This is a genomic window from Hallella mizrahii, from assembly GCF_009695775.1.
Classification (GTDB): Bacteria; Bacteroidota; Bacteroidia; order Bacteroidales; family Bacteroidaceae; genus Prevotella; species Prevotella mizrahii.
In genome coordinates this window covers 99,089-112,142 of record NZ_VUNG01000004.1, presented here as the reverse complement: position 1 = coordinate 112,142, position 13,054 = coordinate 99,089, and the positions used below count along the sequence as shown (strand labels likewise).

General features: G+C 43.6%; 14 protein-coding genes. 7 read left to right on the top strand and 7 right to left on the bottom strand.

Going from position 1 to position 13,054, the window contains the following annotated elements; genetic code table 11:
- Positions 1 to 34 precede the first annotated feature (34 nt).
- Positions 35 to 940, bottom strand: coding sequence for a nucleotidyl transferase AbiEii/AbiGii toxin family protein (locus tag FYJ73_RS03090; protein ID WP_154533253.1), 906 nt, complete (start codon positions 938 to 940; stop codon positions 35 to 37).
- Positions 930 to 1,700, bottom strand: coding sequence for a type IV toxin-antitoxin system AbiEi family antitoxin domain-containing protein (locus FYJ73_RS03085; RefSeq protein WP_154533252.1), 771 nt, complete (start codon positions 1,698 to 1,700; stop codon positions 930 to 932). Before FYJ73_RS03085 ends, FYJ73_RS03090 begins: the two co-directional genes overlap by 11 nt.
- A gap of 822 nt (positions 1,701 to 2,522) precedes the next feature.
- Here FYJ73_RS03085 and FYJ73_RS03080 point away from each other — a divergent pair.
- The 3 genes from FYJ73_RS03080 (at position 2,523) to FYJ73_RS03070 (ending at position 5,629) form a co-directional block, all read left to right on the top strand.
- A complete protein-coding gene (locus FYJ73_RS03080; RefSeq protein ID WP_154533251.1) occupies positions 2,523 to 3,020 on the top strand; it encodes a hypothetical protein in 498 nt (165 codons plus the stop codon).
- A gap of 63 nt (positions 3,021 to 3,083) precedes the next feature.
- Positions 3,084 to 3,527 (top strand): hypothetical protein, encoded by a 444-nt coding sequence (locus tag FYJ73_RS03075; protein ID WP_154533250.1) that lies wholly within the window; start codon positions 3,084 to 3,086, stop codon positions 3,525 to 3,527.
- A gap of 14 nt (positions 3,528 to 3,541) precedes the next feature.
- Positions 3,542 to 5,629: an AAA family ATPase gene (locus tag FYJ73_RS03070; RefSeq protein WP_154533249.1), complete on the top strand. Its 2,088-nt coding sequence runs from the start codon at positions 3,542 to 3,544 to the stop codon at positions 5,627 to 5,629.
- Between the two features lie 28 nt (positions 5,630 to 5,657).
- Here the strand turns inward: FYJ73_RS03070 and FYJ73_RS03065 are convergent, their stop codons facing one another.
- The gene (locus tag FYJ73_RS03065; RefSeq protein WP_154533248.1) at positions 5,658 to 5,828 is read right to left on the bottom strand and encodes a hypothetical protein; all 171 of its coding nucleotides are present in this window, start codon (positions 5,826 to 5,828) and stop codon (positions 5,658 to 5,660) included.
- A gap of 156 nt (positions 5,829 to 5,984) precedes the next feature.
- On the opposite strand from FYJ73_RS03065, the gene FYJ73_RS03060 reads away from it, so the two are divergent.
- The 4 genes from FYJ73_RS03060 to FYJ73_RS03045 all read left to right on the top strand — a co-directional run bounded on the left by FYJ73_RS03060 (position 5,985) and on the right by FYJ73_RS03045 (position 10,636).
- Complete coding sequence (locus FYJ73_RS03060) at positions 5,985 to 6,653, top strand: hypothetical protein (protein WP_154533247.1); 669 nt, start codon at positions 5,985 to 5,987, stop codon at positions 6,651 to 6,653.
- A 614-nt stretch (positions 6,654 to 7,267) separates the two neighbouring features.
- Complete coding sequence (locus FYJ73_RS03055; RefSeq protein ID WP_154533246.1) at positions 7,268 to 7,654, top strand: plasmid mobilization protein; 387 nt, start codon at positions 7,268 to 7,270, stop codon at positions 7,652 to 7,654.
- A gap of 19 nt (positions 7,655 to 7,673) precedes the next feature.
- A complete protein-coding gene (locus FYJ73_RS03050; protein ID WP_154533245.1) occupies positions 7,674 to 8,987 on the top strand; it encodes a relaxase/mobilization nuclease domain-containing protein in 1,314 nt (437 codons plus the stop codon).
- A gap of 230 nt (positions 8,988 to 9,217) precedes the next feature.
- Positions 9,218 to 10,636 (top strand): transposase, encoded by a 1,419-nt coding sequence (locus tag FYJ73_RS03045; RefSeq protein WP_154533244.1) that lies wholly within the window; start codon positions 9,218 to 9,220, stop codon positions 10,634 to 10,636.
- A gap of 134 nt (positions 10,637 to 10,770) precedes the next feature.
- Here the strand turns inward: FYJ73_RS03045 and FYJ73_RS03040 are convergent, their stop codons facing one another.
- Genes FYJ73_RS03040 through FYJ73_RS03025 form a run of 4 tightly spaced genes read right to left on the bottom strand, consistent with a single transcriptional unit; the run spans position 10,771 to position 13,007 of the window.
- Positions 10,771 to 11,403 carry an SHOCT domain-containing protein gene (locus FYJ73_RS03040; protein ID WP_154533243.1) on the bottom strand — a complete coding sequence of 211 codons (633 nt, stop codon included), beginning with the start codon at positions 11,401 to 11,403 and terminating at the stop codon, positions 10,771 to 10,773.
- Positions 11,404 to 11,436: 33 nt separating this feature from the next.
- Positions 11,437 to 12,003, bottom strand: coding sequence for a hypothetical protein (locus FYJ73_RS03035; protein WP_154533242.1), 567 nt, complete (start codon positions 12,001 to 12,003; stop codon positions 11,437 to 11,439).
- A gap of 18 nt (positions 12,004 to 12,021) precedes the next feature.
- On the bottom strand, positions 12,022 to 12,573 hold the full coding sequence (locus FYJ73_RS03030) for a hypothetical protein (protein ID WP_154533241.1): 552 nt from the start codon (positions 12,571 to 12,573) through the stop codon (positions 12,022 to 12,024).
- 5 nt (positions 12,574 to 12,578) lie between these two features.
- Complete coding sequence (locus tag FYJ73_RS03025; RefSeq protein WP_154533240.1) at positions 12,579 to 13,007, bottom strand: hypothetical protein; 429 nt, start codon at positions 13,005 to 13,007, stop codon at positions 12,579 to 12,581.
- Positions 13,008 to 13,054: the final 47 nt, after the last annotated feature.

The following is a 13,054-nucleotide window of genomic DNA, read 5'->3' as shown; positions in this document are numbered from 1 at the left end:
CCGTATTCAGATGACAAGTCCGAAATTCGCACTTTCATTTACATGTAAGGTAGTCCTCAAGTTTCTTGATACCCTGTTCAAACTTCTTTATGTTGGTTTCTTTTAGTTTGAGTATATTGATTAATTTCCATTGCACCGAGGGATATGCAGACAGATTACCTGCTGAACAAAGAGTCCAGTCTGGTTCGCCACGCTCAAAGGAGAGCAAGAATGATTTGTCCTCTTCGTTCAAGCCGCCATGAATCATTCTAATCAAGTCTTTCCTTGCTTGCTCATAGTCTGCATAGTCAAACTTGAGAGCTGACATTCCTTCGAACTGCTTTTCCAAAGCTTCTGACTGGTCAATCTCATGTGGCTGCAAAGACTCGATTATGGGCTTGTCACTTCCCAACAGACAGAGCATGAAGCCATCCTTAACCTCATCAAATGACGATAAGTCCATGTGATGGCAGTCAAACAGATCACGCGGATGTTGACGACTAAGTGCTGCCGTTATCTTACCGCCATAGAGCTGGCTGAAAGAGACTGTACGAGCCTTGCAACCCATATTGAACTCTTTTCTTGCCCTTTCACAAAGAGGCATAATGACAGTATCACCGATAATGCCCCTCTTCGTGCCATTGACCTCTATCTTCACAGTAGCCTCGCCAAGGCTGCACATCAGTTTCCAAACATTGGGTTTAGGTATGACTTTGATGCCAGGGATGGTTCTTTCCAAATCTGCCTTGATATCCAGCAGTTTCGCATTTATTGTTCTCAGACTTGTTTCCCTGTCTTGTATCGGGATGTAGGTGATGTCAATATCCACAGAGTACCTTGGCAGGTCCTTGTGAAACAAGTTGATCGCCGTGCCTCCATGTACGGCGAATTCTTTTATCTTAAACACGGATGGCATGATACGTATCAACAGCTCGACCTGCTTCCTGTATTTATCCCTCATAATCGTTTAATTCTTTTGGAACTGTTATTGAGTATTTCTTGTTGAGGATACCGTCTTTTACCAGTTGCAGCTTTCCGGTACCCATGTCTATCTTGCTTGTATCTAATTCCTCGAACCAGTAATGACCGGCCTTTTCTGCCATATAGAGGAACATTCGCTTCACCCTATGATTGGATGTATTCTCCAGCAGCCTCTGTACAACCTCAGACCGCAATGTCGTCAGCTGCTCCATGATATAGTAGAGATCCAAGTATGAATACTGCTTCGGTGCCAGCGCAAGGCATTCAAGAAATGCCAGTTCTGGAGAGGACACATACAGCGTTCCGTTCTCGGTATCATGCCTGGTTACTTCCACCTCTGCAATAGCCGTTGAAGAGAAAGTCCGGAAAGTCATGTCATACACATCGCTTTTCATCCACATGGGCATCTTCTCTCCCGCAGGCAAAGCCACCATCAGCAAAGGCTTGCCCATGGGAACATAATGGTTAAAGCCGGAATATTCCAAGGCTGAGACGGCTCCTATCCTCAATTGTCTTCCCATCTGGAGATTATAGGAGGCAAGCGCATCGAAAGCGTTGAGACGGGTGCCACTTCTGAACATGACACCCTTACACAAGGTTGTCAGCCACCCTGTGTCCCGGTATCGTTTTTGCAGTTGCGACGAATAGCCTTTTCGTTTCATCCATTCTGAGAACATAAGTCCGGATGGAGATGTATTGGCAAGCAACTGGTTTATTTTTGTTCCGGCAGATACACTCATAGTATATTTCCTTTCTGTATATTCAACTGCAAAGATAATCAATCTTTTCTTATCTTGCAAGATTATGGTTGAAAATAATGCTTTATAATATACTTTAAATTGATTTACAAGGTTTTTTCTTGCTTCTTATTGAATTCTTGATGCATTGATGAACAGATAACCTATACAACATTCGCTCGTTGAAATTTCGCGTCAAAAAGCTTTATGTACCTTTTTCAGTCTTATTTGTCAGCGTTAGAAGCCTTGTCCTTACTGACTTCCCGTAGTTCTTATGCTTAATCATTCTCCCAATGTAATTGTCATGTATTCTTTCATTGATTTTTCTGATCACAATATCTTGGCATATTCTGACAGACGGCTTAGGTTACGGTCTGTGCGTTTCGTATAGTTCTGGATAATCTCCGAGCACAGGGCGTGGCCTATCTTATTCCTGTACTTGACAGCATCACACATACTTCGCTCAAGGTCGGTCATATGGACATAGTAGTTGCTTACTTTGACCTCGATCACTCAGCGATGTTCTTAGCTATATGATATGTATCGCGGAATTATAATTGCAAATTCATCATCTCTAATTCATGATCGTACCGTCAAAAGTTTATATATATACACTTAATATAAGAAGGCGACATGATAAATGAAGATTAGTAATAGTATTTTACAGACATAAAACTTTTCAACAAATTAAGTTTCATATCAATCATTTGTAATTGCTTATGTTACAGTGCATTATAAGAATACTTTTGTAAGTTGTAAGACTATAGTCTCATACTTGGACTATATACTAAGGTACTAATAAAAAAATATTCAAAACTTTGCACCATGAGCAACAAAAAGAACAAAATTAAGCCCGTAATAGTTTCAGTTATTAATCAAGTTAAGAAGAAAAATGAAGATTTCTTCTCAAAGCTGGCTAGTGCGGCAAAAAGAGATCAGAGCTACCTTCGACAAGTCCTCAAAGGTAAGCGGAACTTCACCATGGATGTGCTGCAGGACATAGGTTCTGCATATGACATGAGATACATAATCGTGCCTGTACCAGAGTCTCCACAGTTGAAACGCTTGATAGCCGGTTACGGTGAAGAGCAGGAGTATTATTGGAGAGTGCCGTTGGGAGACGGCAGCAACGCACTCTTGGATTTTCTCCTCAATGCCGCTGGCAACAAGGCCAACTATGAGGAAATCTGGAAGGCTGCCTTTATGTTCAATGCTGTTCTTGCGCGAGCCGCATCAATCGAAGGCAGTAGGGAAGAGATCATTGAGATGCTCTCATCAGACACTGAGAAGCTACTGGATCTTATCTGGCGATTAACCCATTAATACTCCGAGACGAAACGAGAGAACCCTTAACATAATCAACTAATTAAAAATTGTAAGAGAATAATGGAGAAAGCACTGACTCAACAACTTGAGACCATGTGCAGAATGCTTACAAAGACTCGCGAGGATGTCAAAGTCCTAAAAAATCAAGTAAGCACCCTTCACTTGGTCTTGACCGGGGAAAACCCACCTCCTGAAGAGAACAGAACAAATTCTTTTGATCATGACGCGGAGGAAATTCTCCGCGCCAAGAACATAGAGGTTGGAAGCCGTGATGTTATGGAGATTTTACAAATTTCCGAGACCACGCTGAAGCGTTGGCGAAGAAACGGGAAGCTGGAATTCACGTACATATCCATTAATCATGTCACTTACAAGCTTTCGAAATTGTACGAAGCTGTCAACACTGGAATAGTGAAGTGTAAGGGACTCGGCAAAATCAAAGCCTTGGAGCGTATCTTGACTTACTCAAAGGATGTGAGCCAACTCAGAGAAAACAATGATTAACTACTGCATATGCTATGGATATTAAAATTCAGATTCTGAACAGGACACGTCAAGGGCTTGACGTTTTCCATCACTACCTGGGTGTGAAGTTCATTCCGAACAGAAGTTTCAAGAACCCTTTGTACAATGATACGAAGGCATCGTGTTCCATCTATCTGAACAAGAAGTCTGGAATCTATATGATGAAGGATTTCGGTGACCCGGAGTACTCAGGCGATTGCTTTTGGTTGGTCGGCAAGATGTTGGGGCTTGACATGAAGAGCGACTTCAAGCAGATTCTGCGACGTATCAACGAGGATATGCACCTCTGCATACCCATGGATGTAACGACTGACAACAGAAATGGGAACTGGCAGACAAACTTTGCTGAGCCTAAGCCCAGATCTTTTGCCAATACTGCATCAGAGAGTTATGCTGAACCAAAAGTTGACGAACAACTCTCACCGCAGCCGAACGTCAAACTCGCCTACAAGGAGTTCTCGGAAGTGGAACTGCAATACTGGGGTCGGTATGGCATTACAGCAAGTACCCTTAAACGCTTCAAGGTAAAGAGCGCAAAATCGCTCACCGGTGTGTCAAAGGAGGGAAAGAAATACAAGATATACTCTCAGCCCAACGAGCCGATGTTCGTGTATCACACCATTGACGAAGCCGTTAAGGTGTACATGCCGAAAAACAAGCTGCGGTTCATGTATGCGCACCGACCGAGTAGTGAGTATGTCTACGGACTGGAGCATCTGCCGGCGCGCGGACACATGGTGTTCATCACCGGAGGAGAGAAGGATGTCATGTCGCTCGCGGCACATAGCTTCAATGCTGTCTGCTTCAACAGTGAGACAGCGGTCCCGCCAATCAACATTATTGAGAATCTTCACCGGCGGTTCAAGCATATCGTCCTGCTCTATGACATGGACGACACGGGCAAGAAAAGTGCTGCAAGAATAGAGCAGGCTTTGAGAGCTTATGGCGTGAAACGGTTGGAACTGCCGCTTGCTGGAACCAAAAGCGAGAAGGACATCTCTGACTTCTTTGCTCTTGGACATACCGCCGACGAACTCAGCAGGATAATTACAGAACTCATTCAGAAGATATACCGCAAAAGCTCGGTTATTTTCAAGTCGTGCGAACTGGACTATGCAAATCCACCCGCAAGGTCTTCTTCAGTGGTAGAGGTAAATGATGTACCGGTAGGCACCTGTGACAACCTTTTTTGTCTCACCGGGGGTGAGGGTGTGGGAAAGAGCAACTTCGTTGCTGCCATCATCTCCGGTACAATAGCTGAGAGTGCGCTGGACGCCGAGCGCACGCTGGGCCTTACCATCATCCCGAATCCGTCGGGTAGGGCCGTTATTCTCTTTGACACGGAGCAGTCTGAGCATCAGCTTTACAAGAATGTGCGTAAGGCTGTCAAAAGGGCTTATCTCGATGACAAGCCGGACTTCTTTCATGCCTATCATCTGTCGGAGCAGTCGCGCAAGGAGCGTCTTGACATCATCCGAACGGCACTCGACATGAACTTCCATCAGCACAAAGGCATCCAGTTGGTCATCATCGACGGTGTGGCAGACTTGGTGCGTTCTGCCAACGACGAGCTGGAGAGTGTGGATGTCATTGATGAGTTGTACCGTCTTGCAGGATTTTACCACTGCTGTATTGTCTGTGTGTTGCACTTTGTGCCTAACGGGGTAAAGCTCAGAGGACATATAGGCTCTGAGCTTCAGCGCAAGGCAGCCGGCATTCTGTCCATTGAGAAAGACACCAATCCTGCCTACTCTGTGGTCAAGTGCATCAAGGTGCGAGACGGAAGTCCGCTGGATATTCCGATGATGTCTTTCGGATGGGACAAGAAGGAGGATATGTTCGTGTATATGGGCGTGAAGGCTAAAGAGGATAAGGAAAGACAGAAAATCAATGACCTCAAGAGCATAGCCCAGGGTATCTTCGAGAAGGTTGACAAGCTGACATATGGAGAAATGGTGAAGGCCATCGTCGATGCGATGGAGATACAGCCCCGGACGGCAAAGGACTATATCCGTACCATGAGGGATAAAGCAATTATAGAGCAGCTATCCGACCAATCCTATCAGCTCAAGATATTCTGAGGCGATGCTGTGGCACCGGCAGTGCAGGCTATCTGCGCTGTCGGGCCATTTTCTTCTTTCGGTCAATGAGATTGGCGATAGAGAAGCTGATCCAAAGTATGGGAAACATCAAAGCCCAGAAGAGGACCTTAAGGACCAGGACGACCGCTCCAATGACAACGGCGAAGATGAGAGCGTAAAGGAAGAAGAGTGCGAACATGATGACATCTTTTTGAGGGTGAATAATTATGTTTGTTAACTCCTTAATTCCCTATAAAGATACGAATATTTTTCGAAATACACAAGTTTTTCTGTGATTATTTTCTATAAACATGCAATAAAATCAATCGTTTCCAACGACAAAATCACTGTCACTATGAGTACAAATACCATTCCAAATTACCAAAAAGCGATCTTGACTTTCAATGTGTTCTTCAGAGAGGACACCACAACACAGTCGTTTCTGCCGAGTATCGTATCAAAGGATACAGAGAACTGGACTCTCTTCCGAAGTACTTTTGCAGGACGAAAGGACTGCAACCTGACCATCGTGGACAAGTCCATCGAGACACCTTTCCACTGCTTGTTGGTAGCATTGTTCTGCAAGCAGCTCGAAGATGAGTTGCAGACTGAATTTGAGAATACAACCATGATTCTGTCTCCGCTCCGCAAAGAGCATCCGGGCAGCATCAACATTGCCAACATGCCTTTTGACAAGACCGAGAACCGCAACGATTATCTGCAAGAGTGCTTCTTAAAGGTATCGGGAAGGAAGGTTAAGATAGCGACAAAACGCAATCCGATACTCTGCAGGGACATCAAAATCTCTACTGGCGATTATACTCTTTTCCTCCGCTTTGAGGGTGGGATGGCTAATGGATGGCAGGTGGACGACGCTTATGTTGCGAGTATGACACCTAAAGAGCTTCTTCCTTTTGTCTCAAGCAATGTCAAATGCAAGAATATATTCACGCATGGCTACAGCCAGAATGGGGTATTCATCAATGTGGATTTCTTGACAAAACACCGTGTGTGTATTCCGTAATCTGCATTTGACACCAACAAAAGTGTTATTGGCGGATTTCAGTCGAGAGGCAGGCACAAAAGATAGAAACTATCAGAGCAATCCAAGCTATCAGAGCAATTTACAGATAGAATCTATCTGATCTATCTAAGTTATCTGCAGATAGAATCTATCCAATCTATCTAAGCAATCTTCAGATAGTTTCTATCCGAACTATCAGCTCAGTCTAAGGATAAAATCTATCTGAGCAATCAGAGCAATCCACGGATAGAATTTATCAGAACAATCTAAAGATAGATTTTATCTTTTGCATGGTTCGAGCCAGTAAAATACTGAGTTTGGTGATGACACGATGGTGCATACTTTTAGGACGAATTCACTTACGCTATTGGAATATTGAGCACTCCAACATGAAGAACGAAGCATATCTACTTGTAAATCGGAACTTTTACCCTAATAACAGGCTTTGCCACCGCTACGGCAGTCATTTGGGAGTAGCAAGTTGTACTTTTGTACGTACACCTCGGTTAGCACCTCGGTATACTTCAAAAGTCACTTGCCAGCGGAGCTGGGGCGGATTAACGGTCGCAACTCCCTTATCCTTATTAGATGAACTATAAACCATTCAACCACGTATGAAGAAGAAATGTATCCGTTTGGAAATCCGTCTCACAGATGAAGAGGCTCAGATGTTCCAGAACAAAGCAAAAAACTATGGAGGAAATGTGAGTGTCATGGTGCGTGATGCCGTCCGACGCTTCGATGACAAAAGGACAAGAGGGAAGATAAAGACGATGGAGTCGCTCCTGCAGTTCTATAAAAAATATCAACAACAGCTCTCTTGGTTGGGTGGTAATTTCAATCAGTGTATGCACCGCGCTAACGAGCTGGCCATAGCCGGTGAGCTCACTGAGAGTTACTTCCGCAGCATCCTAATCCCTGAGACTCGAAATGCTATCCAAGCAATAAGGAGTATCAAGGCTGAGTTGGATGCCATCCACGACAAACAAGAAGAAACATGAACCTTTTGACTCTTTTGATATGATTATCACCATTCTTCCATCCTCAACCAACTTCCATGCCGTCGCCTACAATGAAATGAAGGTTGAGAAAGGGGTGGCTACACTCTTAGAGGCTCAGAACATTTTCGGACTTAGACAGGAATCTTTCACTTCCGAAAAGCTCCGGCAGTTCTTTATAGACTACTCATCAAGGAACACACACATCCAAAACGCCCAGTTCCATGTGGCTGTCAGCTGCAAGGGAACAGAGTACACCCACCAGCAGCTTCTTGATATTGCCCATCGTTATCTCAAGGAGATGGGTTATGCCGAAGAAGGGCAGCCGCTGCTGGTCTATGCTCACCACGACACCGACAATAACCACATCCATATCATTACTTCCCGTGTGGCACCCGATGGTCATAAGATAGACCACAACCATGAGAAACGGCGTTCACGTGCAGCGACGCTGAAAATCATGGAGGAATACACTGGCCAAAGGCAGGAGCCGGAAGTTAACGATATTGCCAAGGATGCGCTTACTTATCGCTATACTTCCAAAGCTCAATTCTGTGCCATCATGGAGAGTCTGGGTTATGAGTGCAAGGATGACGAAGAGAAGCCAATGGTTCACCTCTACCGAAACGGTGAAGAGTTGGGAACAATACAGGTGCAACTCATCATGCAGCAGGCACAGAAAGAGAACAAGCCTGACGACAAACGCCGCCGGCAACTACGTGCCATCCTGCAAAAGTACCGCAACCTGTCTGCCAATAAGGAAGAACTTGCCGCACATATGAAGCGTAAGTTCGGTATCAGTCTTGTCTTTGTCGGTAAGGCAGACACGCCTTATGGTTATATCGTTGTTGACCACAAGAACAAGACCATCTTCAAAGGTGGCGAGTTTCTCAGTATCAAGGAACTTCTCCAGTTCGAGGATGCTGTCACTCGCTTTGCAAAGATTGAGCAAACAATCGACAATCTGTTGACTGACAATCCGAAGCTCACCACAGCGGACATCAACCGCGTCCTCTATCGGCAGTTTGGTACGCGCATTCACAGAGGAACGATATCATGGAACGGTGAAACCATCACCTTGCGCGAGTCTGTTGTTCGTCAACTCCATGACAACTACCTGGAGTCAAGAGGCATTGTCAAACACGTTAGCACTCATCACCCCAAGATAGAACATCCACGGCAGTCATCTTCCACTGGCTCCAGTCCTGCAATCAGCAATGCGATGGATAGTCAGGCCGGATCAAAGGATGTCAATCGTGAAAACGAAGTCGGACATGGCATGAATGTGAACGATGTGGACGACGATCAGAGCCAGCAAAGGAGATGGGGAAGATAACAAAAGTTCAATTAAAGAAACCTCCATTCTAGACACTATACAATTTTGCCCTTGCTTTGCCGTTTCTGGCTTAGCAAGGGCTTGCTTTTGTAGTAAGCCCGCTTAAACTCCCCTTATTTTAGTCTCCGCATAAATACTTTTAGCAATATTGTTGCTAATTTCTTGCAGATATGGCTGTTTATTTGTACCTTTGTATAGTTCTTATAATAATATAGATACTATACGCGTTTATGGCTATTCCAGAAGAGATATTGTCGGTCGTCCGCCCCAAGAGTACGATAGTACGACAGAGAGGCAGTCGATTTGTCGTCATAAAAAGGACAAGCAAAAGAATTAACGGCAAGCCTGTCCCCGTGGACCTAGGTACAGTAGGAGAAATTGTAAACGGCAAGTTTGTCGAGGGCTCGTACAGGCGCAAGAAGAATCAAGTGGATATAAAGGATTATGGAGAGGTTGCTCTCTGTGACAAGTACGGCAGTGGACTTCTTCAAGAACTCGCCAAGGTTTGGAGTCTTGACGATGCGAAGCGCCTCTATGTCATAGCTTTGCTCCGTGCTTCATATGGAGACATCATGAACCGTGACTTGCAGATACAGTACCTCTGCTCATTTGCATCAGAGATGTATCCGGGAGTCCATTTGTCTGAGACGGCAGTGTCCGGATTTCTTGTGGAGATAGGTAAAGCATACTCCCTTATCTGTGAGTTCATGCGCAATAGGGTGAACTCCTTTACCGGCGGTAACATGGTCATCGATGGCATGCTCAAGGACTATAATGCCAAGACGGGGAGTCTGTCGGAGTTCTCGCGAAAGGGAGCGAAGAAGGGCTCCAAGGACATCAGCCTGCTGTATGCTTTCAACCCATTGACGCGTGAGCCCATTGCGGCAAAGCCTTACGCAGGCAACATGCTGGATCAGACGGCGATAGACAACTTTGTAGCGGAGTATGAGATTAAGAACGGTCTGATGGTCTTCGACAAGGGCTTCTACAACGACAAGCTTTTTGAGAAAGTCGATAAGATGGAAGGACTTGCATACCTGATACCGTTAAAGCAGAACTCGGCGTTCATAAAGAATTACAAGATGGATGAGCCGACAATGCCATTGAAGGACTATAAGGACGGCACGATTCTCTACAAGAAGCAAAGAATGTCAAACGGCAAGTACCTCTACTCTTTCCGCGACCCGAAAGCTGCCTCCGAACAGGAGATTGGATATGTGCAGAATGCCAACAAGAAAGACAACTTCAAGGCAGAAAACTATGCCGAGAGGAAAGGGTTGTTCGGCCTGATTGTCTTCAAGTCAAAAGCTGACCTTGACCCATTGACCGTCTATTTGGCTTACTCTCAGCGGTGGTCTGTGGAGACTCTGTTCTGGCTCTACAAGAATATCATCGACCGTGACACGGTAAACGTGCATTCAGACTACAGCGTATATGCCACCGAACTGATTAATTTTCTCTCTGTTGTCATAACGACAAGGGTTAAGAATGAGTTTGTCAAGTTGGAACTAAACAAGAAATATTCTTACAAGGCTATATTCCGATACCTCTCAAAATACAAGAAGGTGAGAACCAAAGATGGTGGGAAATGGAGCACGGCAACCATGCTTAAATATATAGAAGAGCTAGTGGCTATGCTTGGCGTATAGTGTCTCAAATGGAGGTTTCTTTATTCAATTTCCTTCTTCAGATAAAGAAATACAATGAGATCATCATTAACACTGGTATGTTTAAGCTTTATAGCTGTGACATACCAGTGCTTGTGATGGATTATTCGAAACTATTACATCATTGCCATTAACATCCACAGGAAAACAATTATTCCGACTGCGATAGCTACGTATGTGATAGTATTGTCTTTTCCAGAAGATTCGATATGTATTGGTTTGCTTTCTTTTGAGTCAACATTCGATGATTCTTGTGGAGCAACAGGTGCTTCTATTGATTGAGACAACAGTTTCGCTTTTTGAGCATCGAATTCTTCTTGGGTCAGGATCTTTTGGTCTAAAAGACTCTTGAGTTTAAGAAGTTCATCAGCCGTAGACCCTGTATTTTCAACATTAATCTGTTCTTTTGGCTTATTGGCCAAGGCATTGGATACAGCATTAATGATTTTCTCAATATTCTGTCGATTCTTTCCAAAGTCCATAGCACCTCCAAACATAATGCCTGTTTTAGGTGTTGAGAGCACTTTCATCTTAGTCTGATTTGCACCAATCTCTTCAAGTTGTACTGGAATGTTTTCACCCCAACTTGCAAGACTTACACCTGCTTTGAAAGTTACTCTGCCGCTCAGTTCGTCTGCGCTATCTAATGAAAGGCCACTTATATTGTTAGCAGCTTCCATGACAGCATTAAACACTGTTTTCTTTGAATAGGGATATACTACTTCCCCTTCATGGTCAACTAGACTCATAATTCTTTCCTTTATATGTTTTATATGATAACACTATTTTCCGTACTGTACTCGAAGCTCTTCTATCTTCTTTTGTGCGGCAGTGAAGTTGCTGGTGAGTTCTTCTGCGTTCTTCACAAATACAGTACTACTTTCATACCTTTCCAATTTCAGATACCAATTAGCTTTTCCCTTAGAGACGTAATAGCCTACTTCAAAACCATCATCGGTTACAAACTTATTCTCCAGATAGTCAGGATTTGCGTTACAATCAGCATCCACTTCGCCAACTAATTTGGCTAAAGCTTTGTTGACCTCAACCAAGTCGGAATATTCAATCATTGCAATATGTGCCACGCGCCGGTCTGTCTCTGGTTCTTCTATGCGATAGAAATAGGCATTCCTGTCTGATCCCATAATGGTTCTGATACCTGTAACCAATGAGCCAAGAAAACTTTCAGAAATTCTTGGCATATTAACATCCACGAATTTGGTAATTCGACCAGTCTTAGAGGTAAACTCTTCAAACTTGGTCAACTTCTTCGCTGCTTCATTATTTGTCTGCCCAAATGATGTTAAGCAGAACATGCTCAGCAGCATGAAAAGTAAAATCTTCTTCATATTCTTGTTAGCTTTAAGTTAATACCTTATAGAATTATACGCTTTAGTAAATCCAGCGAGGCTGATTTTTCTACTAATTGTTTGCTTAGAAATCTTATCATAATACTGGAACGTTATATAGTTTGCCTTTTTGAGTTGTTCCGGTTCACAGGCAATGTAGAAATAGCTGAAGAAGCCATTAGTGTCAATTTTCCCATCACCAGCATAACCATCGTATGAAATAGTCATATCATCTAATTTGAACTCCTCATAATCGTCGCCAGAATTAATGAGTCTACAGTAGATCGTACCTGTATAATCATCTATCTTGCCATCATTATAGACGGCAGCATTCCAGCAGGTATCAAAGTAGGTCAGTCCTTTATAGTCCCTTATAACTTTTAAATTCTCATCGTTTACGAAATAGATAGCATCTATTAGACCTCTTGAGTAATGACTGATAAGATATTCCTTTTCCATTGTATAGTCATCTGTCTTACTCTCCAATTTCCAATAGCCTTGAGCGTTTAAGGCCATTGAAAAAGTTGCCAGTATAATTGCAGAAAATAGTCTTTTAATCATTGCAGTCATAATTTTTAGTCCTTAATCAATGGCTCAATAATTCGCAGAGCTGCCTCATGCTTCCTTACTTGTTTCATGTGATTACCAGCCAATCCACGTTGTAGGTTATTCCGCAAATCATTATACTTGACATGTATAGCAGTGCTATTTCCAGATAGGGCTATTCCCTTAATGTATTCTTCATATGTTATCTTGCTCTTATCATGAGTAAGAAGCTTTAAAGCGATAATGACATCTTCATCAACACCCTTTTTACGAAGATCTGACAATGTCAATTTAGAATCCTCTACGACACCGTGCAAAAAGCCAGTAATGACTTCCTCGCGGTTTGTACCTGCGAGGCCCACAGCTAAAGGGTGGAGGATTTCGGGCTTACCATCTAAATCCTTCTGTCCTTCATGAGCTTCTATCGTTATTCTTATAACATCTTCGATGCTTATCATAGGCATGACAGTTTAAGTAACACTGCAAATTTAGACAAAAATTCTTT